Source organism: Microbacterium sp. LKL04 (genome assembly GCF_900102005.1).
GTDB lineage: Bacteria > Actinomycetota > Actinomycetes > Actinomycetales > Microbacteriaceae > Microbacterium.
The window spans coordinates 326,205-342,795 of record NZ_LT627736.1 but is presented as its reverse complement, the minus strand read 5'-3'; the positions used below and the strand labels follow the sequence as shown (position 1 = coordinate 342,795).

At 70.8% G+C, this 16,591-nt stretch carries 14 protein-coding genes; 5 read left to right on the top strand and 9 right to left on the bottom strand.

What is annotated here, in order from left to right; translation table 11 throughout:
- The first annotated feature begins 24 nt into the window (after positions 1 to 24).
- Positions 25 to 780 (top strand): HAD-IIB family hydrolase, encoded by a 756-nt coding sequence (locus BLP38_RS01680; RefSeq protein WP_091352033.1) that lies wholly within the window; start codon positions 25 to 27, stop codon positions 778 to 780.
- 4 nt (positions 781 to 784) lie between these two features.
- Here BLP38_RS01680 and BLP38_RS01675 read toward each other — a convergent pair whose 3' ends face one another.
- The 4 genes from BLP38_RS01675 to sigJ all read right to left on the bottom strand — a co-directional run bounded on the left by BLP38_RS01675 (position 785) and on the right by sigJ (position 5,211).
- Positions 785 to 1,423, bottom strand: coding sequence for a thymidine kinase (locus tag BLP38_RS01675; protein ID WP_091352031.1), 639 nt, complete (start codon positions 1,421 to 1,423; stop codon positions 785 to 787).
- Positions 1,424 to 1,432: 9 nt separating this feature from the next.
- Positions 1,433 to 2,983 carry a malate:quinone oxidoreductase gene (locus BLP38_RS01670; protein ID WP_091352029.1) on the bottom strand — a complete coding sequence of 517 codons (1,551 nt, stop codon included), beginning with the start codon at positions 2,981 to 2,983 and terminating at the stop codon, positions 1,433 to 1,435.
- Positions 2,984 to 3,114: 131 nt separating this feature from the next.
- The gene (locus tag BLP38_RS01665; protein WP_091352027.1) at positions 3,115 to 4,185 is read right to left on the bottom strand and encodes an aspartate-semialdehyde dehydrogenase; all 1,071 of its coding nucleotides are present in this window, start codon (positions 4,183 to 4,185) and stop codon (positions 3,115 to 3,117) included.
- Positions 4,186 to 4,308: 123 nt separating this feature from the next.
- Entirely contained in the window at positions 4,309 to 5,211 is a 903-nt protein-coding gene (gene sigJ, locus BLP38_RS01660) for an RNA polymerase sigma factor SigJ (RefSeq protein ID WP_231916543.1), read from the bottom strand.
- A 52-nt stretch (positions 5,212 to 5,263) separates the two neighbouring features.
- Here sigJ and BLP38_RS01655 point away from each other — a divergent pair, with 52 nt between their 5' ends.
- A complete protein-coding gene (locus tag BLP38_RS01655) occupies positions 5,264 to 6,007 on the top strand; it encodes an SDR family oxidoreductase (RefSeq protein WP_091352023.1) in 744 nt (247 codons plus the stop codon).
- A gap of 4 nt (positions 6,008 to 6,011) precedes the next feature.
- Here BLP38_RS01655 and BLP38_RS01650 read toward each other — a convergent pair whose 3' ends face one another.
- The gene (locus tag BLP38_RS01650; RefSeq protein WP_091352022.1) at positions 6,012 to 7,298 is read right to left on the bottom strand and encodes an aspartate kinase; all 1,287 of its coding nucleotides are present in this window, start codon (positions 7,296 to 7,298) and stop codon (positions 6,012 to 6,014) included.
- Between the two features lie 134 nt (positions 7,299 to 7,432).
- Here BLP38_RS01650 and BLP38_RS01645 point away from each other — a divergent pair, with 134 nt between their 5' ends.
- Together BLP38_RS01645 and BLP38_RS01640 are read left to right on the top strand one after the other, a co-directional pair.
- A complete protein-coding gene (locus tag BLP38_RS01645) occupies positions 7,433 to 8,824 on the top strand; it encodes a threonine/serine ThrE exporter family protein (protein WP_091352020.1) in 1,392 nt (463 codons plus the stop codon).
- Positions 8,825 to 8,869: 45 nt separating this feature from the next.
- The gene (locus BLP38_RS01640) at positions 8,870 to 9,268 is read left to right on the top strand and encodes a DMP19 family protein (RefSeq protein WP_091352018.1); all 399 of its coding nucleotides are present in this window, start codon (positions 8,870 to 8,872) and stop codon (positions 9,266 to 9,268) included.
- A gap of 2 nt (positions 9,269 to 9,270) precedes the next feature.
- Here BLP38_RS01640 and recR read toward each other — a convergent pair whose 3' ends face one another.
- The gene (gene recR, locus BLP38_RS01635) at positions 9,271 to 9,864 is read right to left on the bottom strand and encodes a recombination mediator RecR (protein WP_091352017.1); all 594 of its coding nucleotides are present in this window, start codon (positions 9,862 to 9,864) and stop codon (positions 9,271 to 9,273) included.
- A gap of 3 nt (positions 9,865 to 9,867) precedes the next feature.
- Positions 9,868 to 11,994, bottom strand: a complete 2,127-nt coding sequence (locus tag BLP38_RS01630) for a DNA polymerase III subunit gamma and tau (protein ID WP_172824643.1) — start codon at positions 11,992 to 11,994, stop codon at positions 9,868 to 9,870.
- A gap of 85 nt (positions 11,995 to 12,079) precedes the next feature.
- On the opposite strand from BLP38_RS01630, the gene BLP38_RS01625 reads away from it, so the two are divergent.
- On the top strand, positions 12,080 to 13,177 hold the full coding sequence (locus tag BLP38_RS01625; protein WP_091352013.1) for an NAD(P)-binding domain-containing protein: 1,098 nt from the start codon (positions 12,080 to 12,082) through the stop codon (positions 13,175 to 13,177).
- Between the two features lie 2 nt (positions 13,178 to 13,179).
- Here BLP38_RS01625 and BLP38_RS01620 read toward each other — a convergent pair whose 3' ends face one another.
- Positions 13,180 to 15,798, bottom strand: coding sequence for a glycoside hydrolase family 65 protein (locus BLP38_RS01620; RefSeq protein ID WP_091352011.1), 2,619 nt, complete (start codon positions 15,796 to 15,798; stop codon positions 13,180 to 13,182).
- 59 nt (positions 15,799 to 15,857) lie between these two features.
- The gene (locus tag BLP38_RS01615; protein WP_091359418.1) at positions 15,858 to 16,580 is read right to left on the bottom strand and encodes an HAD family hydrolase; all 723 of its coding nucleotides are present in this window, start codon (positions 16,578 to 16,580) and stop codon (positions 15,858 to 15,860) included.
- Positions 16,581 to 16,591 lie beyond the last annotated feature (11 nt).

The window sequence follows — 16,591 nt, the reverse complement described above, 5'->3', positions numbered from 1 at the left end:
GCACCTCCCACGGAACGGAGCACCATGACCTCTCCCCGCCTCGTCGCGTTCGATCTCGACGACACACTCGCCCCCTCGAAGACGGCGATCGACCCGCGCATGGGCGACCTGCTCCTCCGGCTCGCCGAGCGCATCGAGGTCGCGATCATCTCCGGTGGTCAGCTGCAGCAGTTCCAGACCCAGGTGGTCGAGCGCCTGCCCGAGACGGATGCCGCGACCCTCGCCCGCCTGCACCTGATGCCGACATGCGGCACGCAGTACTACCGCCTCACGACGGACGGCATCGAGACGGTGTACGCGCTCTCGCTGACCGAGGACGAGAAGTCCCGCGCCCTCGCCGCCGTCGAGGAGGAGGCGAAGCGCCTCGGCCTCTGGGAGAGCCAGACCTGGGGCCCCATCCTCGAGGACCGTGGCTCGCAGATCACGTTCTCCGCACTCGGCCAGTCCGCACCCCTCGACGCCAAAACGGCGTGGGATCCGACCGGCGAGAAGAAGAACGCCCTGCGCGACGCCGTGGCCGCCCGCATCCCGGACCTCGAGGTCCGCTCGGGCGGGTCGACGTCGGTCGACATCACGCACCGCGGCATCGACAAGGCCTACGGCATGCGCAAGCTCGCCGAGCAGACCGGCATCCCCCTCGACGACATGCTCTTCGTCGGCGACCGCCTCGACGAGCACGGCAACGACTACCCCGTCCTGGCCATGGGTGTCACCTGTCACGCCGTGGAGGGCTGGGAGGACACCGCAGCCTTCCTCGACGAGCTGATCCCCACGCTCTGAGGCGTCAGCGCAGCCTGTCGCCCGACTCGCGCAGGTAGCACCGCGCGCACATCGACTCGTACGTGACCCGGTCGGACGACAGCTCGTCGATCGCGACCTGGTCGCCGTCGAAGACGAACCGTCCGCCGACGAGCCGCGGGTTGAAGAGCGCCTTGCTCCCGCACCGGCAGATGGTCTTGAGCTCCTCGAGGCTGTGCGCGAGCTCCATGAGTCGCGCGGACCCGGGGAAGGCCCGGGTCTGGAAGTCCGTTCGGATGCCGTAGGCGAGGACGGGGATGCCGTCGCTCACCGCGATCCGGAGCAGGTCGTCGATCTGCTCCGGGGTCAGGAACTGGGCCTCGTCCACGAGCAGGCACGCGACGTCCGTGCGGACGTCGGGCACGAGCGCCGCCTCCGCCTCGCGCTGGACGCGCCGACGATGCTGGGCGAACAGCTCGCGAGCATCGTCGTCGGGGCCGATGAGGAAGTCGACGGTGCGCTCGACGCCGAGGCGACTCGAGATCTGGTCGGCACCCTTCGTGTCGATCTCGGGCTTGGCCAGCAGCACATGCTGGCCGCGTTCCTCGTAGTTGAACGCCGCCTGCAGCAGGGCCGTCGACTTGCCCGAGTTCATCGCGCCGTAGCGGAAGTACAGCTTCGCCACGGACGCGTCTCAGACGTTGATCTGCAGCGCGGCTGCGGTCTTCTGCAGCACCTCGGAGGCCGTCTCGGGAGACGTGTTGAGCGTCTGACCGTACGTGGGGATGAGCGTCTTGAGAGTGGGCTCCCAGCCCGCCAGGCGGTCGGGGAAGCACGTCTTCAGCAGGCCGAGCATGATCGACGCACCGGTGGAGGCACCCGGGGACGCACCCAGGAGGCCCGCGATCGAGCCGTCGGCGGAGCTGACGACCTCGGTGCCGAACTGCAACACGCCGCCCTTCTTCGGGTCCTTCTTCATCACCTGCGCGCGCTGGCCGGCCTGCAGCAGCTCCCAGTCCTCGTCGCGCGCGCTCGGCATGAAGTCGCGGAGGGAGTCGACCTTCTTGCCGTGACCCTTCAACAGCTCGCTGACGAGGTACTTGATGAGGCCGGGATTGTCGATGGCGACCTTGAGCATCGGAAGGATGTTGCCCGGGCGCACCTGGGCGACGATGTCCGTCATCCGGCCGTTCTTCAGGAACTTCGGGCTGAACGTGGCGAACGGACCGAACAGGAGGGATGCCTCACCGTCGACGACGCGGGTGTCGAGGTGCGGGACAGACATGGGGGGCGCGCCGACGGAGGCCTGCGAGTAGACCTTCGCCTTGTGCTGCGCGACGAGCTCGGGCTTCGAGGTCTTCAGCCACTGGCCGCCGATCGGGAACACGCCGTAGCCCGAGATCTCGGGGATGCCGGAGCGCTGCAGGAGCTTGATGGCCCAGCCGCCCGCACCCACGAAGACGAACCGCGCCCGCACCTTCCCGGGGGTCCGGCCGACCGTCTGGCGGTAGGTGACCTCCCACGTGCCGTCTTTCTGGCGCTTGAGGTTCCGTACCTCTCGGTTGGTCTCGACATCCACGCCGGAGGCGGCGAGGTGCTCGAAGAGCTGGCGGGTGAGCGAGCCGAAGTCGACGTCGGTGCCCGCGGGGACGCGGGTGGCCGCGAACGGCTCGCCCTTGCGACGCTTCTGCATGAGCAGCGGCGCCCACTCGTTGATGACGCGGGAGTCCTCGGAGTACTCGATGCCGGCGAACAGAGGCTGTTCCTTGAGCACCTCGTAGCGCTTCTTGAGGAACGCGACATCCTTCTCGCCGCGGACGAAGGTCATGTGCGGCGTCGCGTTGATGAAGGTGGACGGCTCGTCGAGGACGCCGCGCTCGATGAGGGCGCTCCACAGCTGACGCGACTGCTGGAACTGCTCGTTGATGCCGATCGCCTTCGAGGGATCGATCGTGCCGTCGGAGGACTCGGGCGTGTAGTTCAGCTCGCAGAGGGCGGCGTGGCCCGTCCCCGCGTTGTTCCACGCGTTGGAGGACTCCTGCGCGACCTCGGAGAGGCGCTCGAAGACGCCGATCTTCCAGTCCGGCTCGAGCTGCTGCAGGAGGGTGCCGAGGGTGGCGCTCATGATGCCGCCGCCGATGAGCAGGGCGTCGTAGGTGTCCGTCGGACTCACTGCGGCGGGGCCGGCTGCTGCGGCGTTCTCTGCGGCCTGATCGTCTGCTCCGGGATTGTCAGTCACGGTCATCCAGTCTACGTCGCCGCTACGGCCGGAGTCGCCGCCCGCGGCGGGTCGAGGCGGCAGGAAAGCGGGTTCTTTCCCCTGATGAAAGGCGGATGCCGGGTCCCATCACGCGGGGCGGGACCCGGCATCCGTCCTCAGACGCGGGCGGCCAGGTCGGCCGCGACGAGCTCGGCGATCTGAACGGCGTTGAGCGCCGCGCCCTTGCGGAGGTTGTCGTTGCTGATGAAGAGCACGAGCCCCTTGCCCTCGGGCGCGGACTGGTCGGCGCGGATGCGTCCGACGAGGCTCGGGTCGGCTCCGGCGGCAACGAGCGGCGTGGGGACGTCGGCCAGGGCGACGCCTGCGGCGTCCGCAAGGATCTCACGGGCCCGGTCGGGCGTGATGTCCTCGGCGAACTCGGCGTGGATCGACAGCGAGTGGCCCGTGAAGACCGGAACACGGACGCACGTGCCGGCGACGCGGAGGCCCGGGAGCTCGAGGATCTTGCGGCTCTCGTTGCGGAGCTTCTTCTCCTCGTCGGTCTCGTTGTCGCCGTCGTCGACGAGACTGCCCGCGAACGGGATGACGTTGAAGGCGATGGGCGCGACGTACTTCTGCGGCTCGGGGAAGTCCACCGCGGCACCGTCGTGGACGAGGCCGATGGCTCCGCCCTGGGCGACGACGGATTCGACCTGGCCGAGGAGCTCCTCGGCGCCCGCGAGACCGGAGCCCGAGACCGCCTGGTACGTGCTGACGGTGAGCCGGACGAGCTCCGCCTCGACGTGCAGCGGCTTCAGGACGGGCATCGCGGCCATCGTCGTGCAGTTCGGGTTGGCGATGATGCCCTTGGGCAGGTTGCGGATCGCGTGCGGGTTGACCTCGCTGACGACGAGCGGCACCTCGGGGTCCATGCGCCAGGCGCTCGAGTTGTCGATGACGACGGCGCCGGCATCCGCGAAGCGCGGGGCGTGGGCGCGGGAGCCCGTCGCACCCGCCGAGAACAGGGCGATCTGGATGCCGCTGGGGTCCGCCGTCGCGACGTCCTCGACGACGATCTCGCGACCGTCGACCTCGATCGTCGAGCCCGCCGAGCGTGCCGTCGCGAACAGGCGCAGCTCGCGGATCGGGAAAGCGCGGTCGACGAGGATGTCGCGCATCACCGTCCCGACCTGTCCGGTGGCGCCGACGACGGCGACGGAGAATCCCGATTCGGAGAAGACGGTCATGGTGCGGTTCCTCGAGGGTGCGGCGCCGCGCGACGGGACGTCGCGGCAGGGCGCAGGAGAGCGGGTTCCGGCGATTCTACCGGCGCGCCGGGTACCGCGATCCGCATGTGTCGCCGCGGGACGCTACACCCACGCGCGAAGCTTCTCGGGGTTCCGCATCATCCAGACATCGGTGATCCGATCACCATCGGTGGCGAAGGTGACCGCGGCCGCGAGGACGCCGTCGACCCGGATCGCGAACCCGAGCCCGTCTCCGGTGACGGCCGGCTCGTAGGTCGCGGTCGGCTGCTTGGCCGCGAGCCCGAGCAGGAAGCGCGCGACGTGGTCCGCCCCGCGGACCGGCCGCCGCGCGGCGGACACGATCCCGCCGCCGTCGGAGACCAGGACGACGTCGGGCGCGAGCACCCGGACGAGGGCGTCGAGACTCCCGCTCGCACTCGCGGCGGCGAAGGCCGCGATCAGTTCGTCGTGACGGCCCCGCGGGACGCCGGCGCCCGCGCGGCGCCCGACGTGACGGCGAGCGGATGCCGCCAATTGCCGGCACGCGTCCGCCGACCTCCCCAGCACCTCGGCGATCTCGGCGAACGGCACCGCGAACGCCTCGTGTAGCACGAAGGCGACGCGCTCGGCGGGGGTGAGCGTCTCCACCACCACCAGGAGGGCGGTCGACACGCCCTCGGCCCCGACGACGACATCGACAGGGTCACCGGACGCGCCGACGGGAACCGGCTCGGGCAGCCACTCCCCCACGTACGTCTCGTGCCGGACGCGTGCGGAGCCCAGCACGTCGAGGCAGATCCGTCCCGTCACGCGCATGAGCCAGCCGCCGGGATTCTCGATGGCCTCGCGCTCGGATGCGCTCAATCGCAGCCACCGGACGTAAGCCTCCTGCACTGCGTCCTCAGCGTCGGCCAACGTTCCGAGCATGCGGTACGCCGCGGCGACGAGCGTACGGCGGGAGGCGTCGACGTCGCCGATCGGGCGGGTCGCGGCATCCGTCATGGCGATCTCCGTCCCGGGCCTCACATTCGGGGAGGCTGCGTCGTCACCACAGTGACACACCTTCGGAAGGGACGACATGAAGATCGCAGTGGCAGGCGGGACAGGCACGGTGGGACGGCTCGTGGTGGAGCGAGCGCGGGAGGCGCGGCACGACGTCGTCGTCCTCTCGCGCGCCGCGGGGGTGGACCTCCGGGACCGGGCGGCGGTCGAGCGCGCCCTCGCGGGGACGGAGGCGGTCATCGACGCAGCGAGCGTCGCCACGACCAGCGCGGCGACGGCGACGGAGTTCTTCGCCGCGGCGTCCGGCACCCTCCTCTCCGCCGCGGCGAGCACCGGGGTCGGGCATGCCGTGCTCCTGTCGATCGTCGGGATCGACCGGAACCCGAACGGCTACTACGCCGGCAAGGTCCGGCAGGAGCAGGTCTTCGAGGACGGCGCCCTGCCGTGGAGCATCCTGCGGGCGACGCAGTTCCACGAGTTCGCCGGGCAGGTCGCGATGCAGGCGCGCCTCGGGCCGCTTCAGCTCGCTCCGCGTGCACGGGTGCAGCCGGTCGCCGCGGCGGAGGTCGCCGCGCGGCTCATCGACCTCGCCGTCGCAGGCGCGCAGGGGCGGGTGCCGGACCTGGCCGGTCCCCGCGAGGAACGCCTGGACCGGATGATCCGGGCCTGGGTGCACCGCGACGGATCGCGGCGGCTCGTCATCCCGGTGGACATCCCGAGCGCTCAGATGCGCGGCATGCGCGAGGGCCTCGCCCTGCCGGGACCGGGGGCGACCATCGCCGGGCCGAGCTTCGTCGATTGGCTCCGCTCGCGGCGCTGACGCGTCAGCGACCGGTGCCGGCGTGGACGACGGCTTCGGTGTCGCCGTCGAGCCCGTAGGCCGTGTGCACGACGCGCGCGGCCTCGGCGAGGTCGTCGCCGCGGACCACGACCGAGATGCGGATCTCCGAGGTCGAGATCATCTCGATGTTGACGCCCGTCGTCGACAGGGCCTCGAACAGCGTCGCCGAGACACCGGAGTGCGTGCGCATGCCGGCGCCGACGACCGAGAGCTTGCCGATCTGGTCGTCGTGGACGAGCTTGTCGAAGCCGACCGCGCCCTGCTCGACCGAGAGGGCGCGCAGCGCCGTGGAAGCCTCGGCCTTGGGGAGCGTGAAGGAGATGTCGGTGCGGCCGGTCGCGGCGGCTGACACGTTCTGCACGATCATGTCGACGTTCGCGCCGGACTTCGCCACGATCTTGAAGATGTCGGCGGCCTTGCCGGGGACGTCGGGCACACCGACGACGGTGATCTTGGCCTGGCTGAGGTCGGTGGCGACACCGGTGACGATGGGCTCTTCCATCTCTTCTCCCTCTTCGTGGTCGGGGGCGGTCATCCCCGCACCGAGAACATACGTGCCGACGCCCGAGCTGAAGGTCGAGCGGGCGTGGATCATGACGCCGTGGCGGCGGGCGAATTCGACGGCGCGGATGTAGAGAACCTTCGCCCCGTTCGCGGCGAGCTCGAGCATCTCCTCGGAGGTGACGGTCGCAAGCTTGCGTGCCTTCGGCACGACGCGGGGGTCGGCCGTGAAGATGCCGTCGACGTCGCTGTAGATCTCGCAGACGTCGGCGTTCAAGGCGGCGGCGAGCGCGACGGCGGTCGTGTCGGACCCGCCGCGGCCGAGCGTTGTGATGTCGCGGGTGTCGCGACTGAACCCCTGGAAGCCGGCGACGATGACGATCGCTCCCTCGTCGAGCGCCTCGCGCACGCGCACCGGCGTGACGTCGACGATCCGCGCGGCGCCGTGTGAGCTGTCGGTGATCATGCCGGCCTGGCTGCCCGTGAACGAGCGCGCCTCGAAGCCCATCGAGTTGATCGCCATCGCCAGCAGCGCCATCGAGATCCGCTCACCGCTGGAGAGCAGCATGTCGAGCTCGCGCGGCGCCGGCAGCGGCGAGACCTGCGAGGCGAGGTCGAGCAGCTCGTCGGTCGTGTCGCCCATCGCGCTGACGGCGACGACGACGTCGTGACCGGCACGTCGAGCGTCGACGATCCGCTTCGCGACGCGGCGGATGCTCTCGGCGTCGGCGACGGACGAACCGCCGTACTTCTGGACGATCAGGGCCATGGTCGGATACTCCCGGGTGGATGCCGGACGCAGCCGGCGGGCGGTGACTCACGCCCGGGCACCATCCTACGGAGCGCCTCGTACCGCCACCGCCATGTGACGCCCGCGAGAGCCGCTCATTTAGGCTGGAGGACATGGGACGACGCCAGTTCTTCACGTCGCTGCAGGCGCTCGTCCGCTCCCCCGAGAGCTCGGCGCCGCACACCGAGATGCTGCCGGTGATCGACGACGCCTTCGCGGTCGGGGTCCTCGATCTCAGCATCCGCATCGGGGAGTCGATGCTCGCCTCGGGCGCGCCCGCGAGCGAGGTCACCCTGACGATCGTGCGGGTCGCCGGCGTCTACGGACTCGACCCCGTCCACGTCGATGTCAGCTACAACTCGATCACCGTGGCGCACCATCGGAGCGGCGCAGACAAGCCGATCACCCTCATGCGGGTCGTCCGCAGCCAGGCCCCCGATCATGCCCGCCTGCAGCGACTTCAGGCCCTCGTCACCCAGATCAGGGGCGGGATGCCGGTCGACGCCGCGCGCGCCGAGTTCCGTGTCGTGCGCCGCACACCGTTCGCCTACCACCCGCCCGTCATCGTCACTGCGCAGGCGCTCCTCGCGGTCGGCGTCGCCCTCATGTTCGGCGCCAACTGGCTCGTCATCCTGCTCTCCTTCATCGCCGCGGGAGGAGCCGCGATCACGCAGTTCCTCCTCGGCCGTGCCCACGTCCCCTTCTTCTTCAGCCAGGTCGCCGGCGCCTTCGTCCTGACGCTCATCGCCGCCGTCGCGCCCAGCCTCGAGGCGACGGGGTGGCCCGTCGCGCAGGACATCAAACCGACGGTCATCGTCGCATCGGGGATCGTGCTGATGCTCGCAGGGCTCACCGTGGTGGGCGCCGCGCAGGACGCGATCGACGGTTTCGCCCTGACGGCGACGGGCCGCATCCTCGAGCTCATGACGCAGACCCTGGGCGTCGTCCTCGGCATCCTCGCGGGCCTCGAGACCGCCCGGGTGGTGGGTGCCGGAATGGACGTCCCCAACGACCCGCTGCCGTTCGGACCGCTCCCGCTGCAGTTCGTCGGCGCGGCGCTCATCGCCGTCTCGGTCACGATCTACAACGGAGCCGGCCTTCGGGTCGTGGCGGTCAGCGTGGGTCTGAGTGTCGTCGCCTGGGCGGGGTACACCGCGGCATCCGCTCTCGGCTTCGAGACGGCGGCCGCGAGCGGCGTCGGCGCCTTCGCGGGCAGCCTCGTCGGCATCCTCGCGGCGTACCGGCTGCACGTGCCGTCGGTCGCCATCACGACCGCGGCGATCCTGCCCATGGTCCCCGGAGCGGCCGTCTTCCGCGGGCTCCTCGGCGTCGTCGAATCGGGCAGCAGCACAGCCCTGCTCCTCTCGGGCTTCACGACCCTCGCCTCCGCGGCGACGATCGGGATCGCCCTCGCCGTCGGTGCTTCACTCGGCATCTACGTCGGCCAGCCGCTGCGCGCGTCGCTCGGCACCGTCATCCGTGCCCGCGCGCGCGAGCGCTCCTGAGCTCTGCTCTCAACGCGCCCCCAGGCTCTGCCTTAGGCTCGCCGCATGAGCTCTGCCAGTGACGAGATCTGGAACCGTGCCGCCGACCTCGACGAACCGCTTTCCCTCCCCGGGGACCTCGCCGTCCGGCGGGTGCTGACCTTCCACGCCACGGTCCAGGGCGGCGGCTTCTGGAACGCGATCGAGTCGCACTCCGCGGACGAGGAGTTCCCCCTCGACGCCGTGGCGGACGGCTATCGCACCCTGGGTCTCGAACCGACGGCCGAGGCCGTCGACCGCGCCGCAGCGGAGTACGACGAGACCGCCGGCATCGGCGACGACGACGCGTGGGGCGAGGCCGAGGAGCGCGTCACCGAGGAATACCGCATCGAGGACGAGGACATCGCAGCTGCCGTCGAACGCACGCTCGCGCAGGAGCCGGAGCTGTTCGCCCCGACCGACTGACCTCAGACCGCGCGGCGGCCCTCGAACGCGCGACCGAGCGTGACCTCGTCGGCGTACTCGAGGTCGCCGCCGACGGGCAGACCGGAGGCGAGCCGGGTGACGCTGATCTCGAGACTGCGGAGCAGGCGGCTGAGGTAGGTCGCCGTCGCCTCGCCTTCGAGGTTGGGATTGGTGGCGAGGATGACCTCTGTCACGGTGCCGTCGGCGAGGCGCTGCATGAGCTGCGCGATCCGCAGATCGTCGGGGCCGATGCCCGCCATCGGACTGATCGAGCCGCCGAGCACGTGGTAGAGACCGCGGAACTCGCGCGTGCGCTCGATGGCCGAGACATCCTTCGCGTCCTCGACGACGCAGATGAAGGTGCGGTCGCGCCGCGGATCACGGCAGATGGAGCACTGCGCCTGCTCCGAGACGTTGCCGCAGATCTCGCAGAAGCGCACGCGCTCGCGGAGCTCGGACAGCAACTGCGCCAGTCGGGACACGTCGAACGACGGAGTCTGCAGGATGTGGAACGCGATGCGCTGGGCCGACTTCGGGCCGATGCCGGGAAGACGACCGAATTCGTCGATCAGGTCTTGGACGATGCCGTCGTACATGGATCAGTTGAACCTCGTCGGAGGGGTGTACGGCTCTTCGCGGACGAAGCGGGCACCCAGAAGCTGGCGGACGGCGGCCTCGCCGACCCGCTCGATCCCGCCAGGGCGAGGTCCGCGGGGCGGCTCGGGGGCGGGACGGGGCGGCGGCGAGTGGACGGGAACCGGAGCATCGGCATCCACCGGCGGCGGGATGTCGTCCTCGTCATCGTCGGACGGGGCCTCGGCAGGAAGGACATCGCCCTCGCGCTGCACCGTGAGCGTCCGCACCGGTGACGGCGCCGCATCCTCGGGCTCGTCGTCGACGGGGAACTGCGCGGCCGGTGCGTTGTCGTCGGTCGGGATCGGGGCGACCGCCCACTCGGTCACAGGCGCCGCCGAAGCGGGCGCGGACCGGGTCGCTGACGCGGGCCGGGATGCCGCGACCGGCGACACCCCGTAGCCGCCCTCGGGCGCGTCGGGCTCGGGCGGTGCGTCCGGACCGATCCCGCCGGGCGGCGGCGGAGTCGGATCGGTGTCATGGCGGGTGAGGTACTTCACCCGCACGCCGAGCACCGACAGGATCGCGCTGCGGAGGTCCTCGCTCGGCCCCTTGCCTGCGGAGAGCTTCTTGAACGACTGCACGTCGGAGTGACTCTGGAACGACAGCGTCAGGATGTCGCCTTCGGCGTACGCGACCGGACGCGACGCGGTGGCGATCATCCACGAGGTGCGGCTGATGTCTTCGAGGCGGCGCAGGATCTCGGGCCACGCGTCGCGGATCTGCTCGAAGGTCACCGGCCCGGTGGGGACCGCCGGCTCGGGAGCGGCAACGGGCGGAGCCGACGCGGGCTCGGGGGTCGCGGCGGGCGCAGGGTCCTGTGCTGCTGCAGGCGCCTGTGCTGCCGCAGGTGCCTGTGCTGCTGCAGGTGCCTGTGTTACTGCAGGTGCCGCGGGAGGGGCCGATGCCGACGCGGTCGCCGCGGGGCGAGGCGCAGCCGCCGACTGCGGAGCGGAAGCGGCCGCCGCGACCGAGGCCGCGGGGGCGCCGGCATCCGTCGCCGCGAGCACGCGTGCCACGAGGAGCTCCAGCTGCAGACGGGGCGAGGTCGTGCCGGTCATGTCGTCGAGCGCCGTCACGACGAGGTCGGCGATCCGTGAGAGCCGGTCGGTGCCGAAAGCGGATGCCTGTCGCGCCATGCGCTCGAGCTCGTCGACCGGCACCCCGCGCAGCACGGCGCGGGCGCCCTCGCCGGTCGCGGCCACGATGATGAGGTCGCGCAGGCGCTCGAGCAGGTCGTCGACGAAGCGCCGCGGATCCTGACCGGTCTGCACGACGCGGTCGACGGCTCCGAACGCGGCCGCCGCGTCGTGGGACGAGAAGGCGTCGACGACCTCGTCGAGCAGCTCGGCGTGCGTGTACCCGAGGAGGGCGACGGCCCGCTCGTAGCCGACGGCGCCGTCCTCGGACCCGGCGATGAGCTGATCGAGCAGCGACAGCGTGTCACGGGGGGATCCGCCGCCCGCGCGGACGACGAGGGGCAGCACGCCCGCCTCGACGGAGACGCCCTCGGTGGCGCAGAGCTGCTCGACGTACTCGAGCATCGCCGCGGGCGCGACCAGGCGGAACGGATAGTGGTGGGTGCGCGAGCGGATGGTGCCGATGACCTTCTCGGGCTCGGTCGTCGCGAAGATGAACTTGACGTGCGCGGGCGGCTCCTCGACGAGCTTGAGCAGCGCGTTGAAGCCCTGCGCCGTGACCATGTGGGCCTCGTCGAGGATGAAGATCTTGAACCGGTCGCGTGCGGGCGCGAACACGGCGCGCTCGCGGAGGTCGCGCGCGTCGTCGACGCCGTTGTGGGATGCCGCGTCGATCTCGACCACGTCGAGGGAGCCGCCCCCGCCGCGACTGAGCTCGACGCACGAGTCGCATGTGCCGCACGGAGTGTCGGTCGGACCCTGCGCGCAGTTGAGGCAGCGTGCGAGGATGCGCGCCGAGGTCGTCTTGCCGCACCCGCGCGGACCCGAGAAGAGGTACGCATGACCGACGCGGTCGCTGCGGAGCGCTGTCATGAGCGGCTCGGTCACCTGGCTCTGCCCGATCATCTCGCCGAAGGTCTCCGGGCGATAACGGCGGTACAGAGCGGTGGTCACCACAACAGACTACGGCGTGGCACCGACATCCGATCCGGTGCTCGTCCCCGGGAACAGCGCGCCCCCGGCGGGCGTTGCAGCGACCATGCCCCCCGCGCCCGTCGATGTCCTCGTCATCGGCGCAGGTCAGGCGGGACTGAGCGCTGCGTACCACCTGCGTCGCCGCGGGTTCGTCCCTCTCGGCGACGCTGACGGCTCGCCCACCTTCGTCGTGTTCGACGCCGAGTCCGAGCCCGGCGGCGCGTGGCAGCATCGCTGGGCGACCCTGCGCATGGGGACGGTGAACGGCATCCATGAACTGCCCGGTTACGCCGTGCCGCCGGCCGATCCACAGGCCCCGAGCCGCGAGGTCCTGCCCGCCTACTTCGCCGCGTACGAGGATCGGTTCGACCTGCGCGTGCGACGCCCCGTCCGAGTCCGCGCGGTCCGACGCGCGGACGACGATCCGCGCGGGCTGCTGACGGTGGATGCGCAGGATGCCGACGGCCCGCTCTCGTGGTCGGCGCGATACGTCGTCAACGCCACCGGGACGTGGCGGAAGCCGTTCTGGCCGACCTACCCCGGGCAGAGCTCGTTCGCGGGGCGTCAGCTGCACGTCCACGACTACCGGTCCGCCGAGGAGTTCCGTGATCAGCGCGTCGTCATCGTGGGTGCCGGGGTCTCGGCGATCCAACTGCTCGACGAGATCTCGCAGGTGACCGACACATTCTGGGTGTCGCGCACCGAGCCCCAGTGGGACGCGACCGGGTTCGATACGGCCGCGCGGATCCAGGCGATCGCGGGCGTGGAGGAACGCGTCCGGCAGGGGCTGCCGCCGGGGAGCGTCGTCTCGGTCACGGGCGCTCACTGGTCGCCGTGGGCGGAGGCCGCAGAGGACCGCGGCGCCCTGGTGTGGCATCCGATGTTCACCGCCATCGAACCGGAGGGCGTACGGATGCCCGACGGCACCCTCCAGCCCGCGGACGTCATCCTCTGGGCCACCGGTTTCCGCGCCGACATCGCGCACCTCGCACCGCTGCGGCTGCGCACCGCGGCCGGCGGCGTCCGCGTGCGCGACACCCGCGCGATCGACGAGCCGCGCCTGTTCCTCATCGGGTACGGCCCGTCGCAGTCGACGGTCGGTGCGAACCGCGCCGGTCGCGACGCGGTCCGGATGATCGTCCGCGACCGCGCCGCCGACTGAGCTCAGACCCGCGCGGTCACCTCACCGGCGCCCAGCGTCGGGATCTGCTGCGTGCGGGTGTCGGCGTCGGCCGCGATCTCGTCCGCGGCATCCGTCCCCTCCGGATCGACCGTCACGACCGGGATCGTGCCGGTGTGGACCGGAACCGAGGTCGCGGCCGTCGCGTCGGGGACCGAGGCGGATAGGAGCGTGCCGTCCTCACGGAGCTGCTCGCCGATCTGCTGCAGCGTCGGCCGCCCCGGGATGACGGGGCCCTGGCCGTCGAGCGGAACGGTCACCGTCTCTCCGCCCGCGACCGTGTAGCCCGCGCCGCGGACCGTGAACGACACGGCGTCGCCGTCGCCGGCGCTGACGACCATCTCGTCACGGCGGACCGTGACCTGCAGGCGCGTGCCGTGCCAGTGGAGCGTGTAGGACAGCGAGGGCCAGTCTGCGGGCAGGCGCGGATCGAAGGTCAGCGCGCCCCGGTGGTCCCGCATGCCGCCGAATCCGGCGACGAGCGCGGTCCACACCCCACCCGCGGAGGCGACGTGCACGCCGTCCGAGGCGTTCGCGTGCAGGTCGCCGAGGTCGACGAAGGCCGATTCCCGGAAGTACTCGAGCGCGAGGTCCTGATATCCGACCTCCGCCGCGAGGATCGCCTGAACGACGGCGGACAGCGTCGAGTCGCCTGTCGTCAGCGCGTCGTAGTACTCGAAGTCGGCGAGCTTCTCGGCGGGCGTGAACTGGTTGCCCTGCAGGAAGAGCGCGAGCACGACGTCGGCCTGCTTGAGCACCTGGTAGCGGTAGATCACGAGCGGGTGGAAGTGCAGCAGCAGCGGACGCTGCTCCTCGGGGGTGTTCTCGAGGTCCCACACCTCCCGCTCGAGGAAGACCGCATCCTGCGGGTGGATGCCGAGTGCCTCGCTGTACGGGATGTGCATGGCCTCGCCGGCACTCTGCCACGCGACGGGCTCGGCTTCGTCGAGATCGAGACGCTCGGCCATCGCGCGATACGCCTCGGGCTGGTCGATGGACATCTCGCGGACGACCCGCGCCGCGTAGCGCAGGTTGTAACGGGCCATGACGTTCGTGAAGAGGTTGTCGTTGACGACCGTCGTGTACTCGTCGGGCCCGGTCACACCGTGGATGTGGAAGCTCTCGGGGTCGCCCGTCTCGGTGAACCGCCAGAACCCGAGCGTCGCCCACAGACGCGCCGTCTCGACGAGGATGTCGACGCCTTCGCGGTAGAGGAACTCCGTGTCCCCCGTCGCGCGGACGTACTTGCCGAGGGCGAAGGCGATGTCGGCGTTGATGTGGTACTGCGCGGTGCCCGCCGCGTAGTAGGCCGAGGCTTCCTCGCCGTTGATCGTCCGCCATGGGAAGAGGGCGCCCGCCTCGTTCAGCTGCCCCGCACGCTTCCGAGCGGCGGGGAGCATGAGGTACCGCATCCGGAGCGCGTTCCGCGCCCAGAGCGGCGTCGTGTACGCGAGGAACGGCAGGACGTAGACCTCGGTGTCCCAGAAATAGTGGCCGCTGTACCCCGAGCCCGTGACGCCCTTCGCCGGCACGCCGAGCGAATCGGCGCGGGCGGCCGCCTGGGCGAGCTGGTACAGGCACCAGCGCGTCGCCTGCTGAAGATCGTCGTGCCCCTCGATGACGACGTCCGAACGCTCCCAGAACGCCGAGATCCACGCCTGCTGACGATCGAACAGGTTCTGGATGCCTTCGTGCTCGACGCGGTCGAGGGTGCGGCGACCGCGCTCCACGAGCTCACGGGCGGGGACGCCGCGGGACGTGTGGTACGCGACGGCCTTCGTGATCGTGACGGGTACGCCCTGGCGGGCCTGCACGCGGAAGACGTTCTTGGCGATGTCGGGCTCGACGAGCGACCGGGAGGAGTACTCGTTCTCGGTTTCGACGAGGTGGTCGGCGACGACGGCGACGGTCATGCCCGACTCGGTCACCTTGTACGACAGCGCCGAGCGGTCGCCGTCCTGCCAGTACTCCTCGGGCTGAAGCACGCGGCCGTTGAACCCGTCGGCCTTCCGCGGGTCGAACCCGGCCTCGGCCTTCGCGCCGTGCGCGGCGCCGCCGTAGACGTCTTGGCCGTCCTGTCGGTTGATCAGCTGGCAGCTGACGGTGACGGGGGCGTCGGCGTTGAGGACGGTCACCGAGATCCGCATGACGGCGACGTGCCGCTCCTCGAACGACACGAGCCGTTCGTAGTCGACGACGACGTCCTTGCCGCTCGGGGTCATCCAGCGGACATGGCGGGTGAGGACGCCCCGTCGCATGTCCAGGGCGCGCTCGTACTCGCGGAGGTCCGCGATGTCGAGCGAGAGCGGCTCGTCGTCGACGTAGACCCGCATGACCTTGCTGTCGGGAGCGTTGATGATCGTCTGCCCGACCTCGGCGAACCCGAAGGCGCGCTCGGCGTGCCGGATGGGGAACACCTCGTGGAACCCGTTGAGGAACGTGCCGTGCTCGTGCGCGTGGCGCCCCTCGGGGTGGTTGCCGCGCAGCCCCAGGTAGCCGTTCCCTTCGGCGAAGATGGTCTCGGTGACGCCGGGATCATCGAGGGAGAACGACGTCTCGACGAGACGCCACGGGTCCACGGGGAAGCGCTGACGATCGATCATGAAGGGTCCTTTTCGGGAGACAGGACGAGAAGTGAAGGGGATGCCGGGGGTCTGACGCGTCAGACGAAGACGGCGAGGTCGTCGACGACGACGTGGGCGCCGGCCTCGCGCAGCGCGTCCGCGCCCGCGCCTCGGTCGACACCCACCACGAGACCGTACCCGGCGGCAGCGGCCGAGCGCACGCCCGAGTGCGCGTCCTCGACCGCAGCGCTCTGCGCCGGATCGACGCCGAGCATCTCGGCGGCACGAGCGAACACGTCGGGCGCGGGCTTGGAGGCCAGGTGCTCGGTCTCGGCGACGACGCCGTCCATGATGACCGGGAAGCGGTCGACGATCCCCGCGGCGGTGAGGACCTCGCGGGCGTTCTTCGAGCTGGAGACGACGGCGATCGGGATGCCGGCTGCCTGGAGCTTCTCGACGAGCGCGAGCGATCCGGGGTAGGCGGCGATCCCCTCGGCGCGCAGGACACGCTCGAACACGAGGTTCTTCCGGTTGCCGATGCCGCACACCGTGTCGGCCGACGGATCGTCGGACGGATCGCCCCACGGGACCTCGACGTCACGGGAGCGCAGGAGGCTCGCGACGCCGTCGTAGCGCTTCTTGCCGTCGAGGTGCTCGAAGTAGTCGCCCTCGGCGTAGGCCGGTTCGATGCCCCAGGCGGTGAACAGCTCGGTGAACATGCTCTCCCAGGCGTGCATGTGGACTTCGGCCGTGGGCGTCAGCACGCCGTCGAGGTCGAAGAGGACGCCGTCGTAGCGGGTGAGATCGGGGAGGTCGGCCATCGTCACCGGTA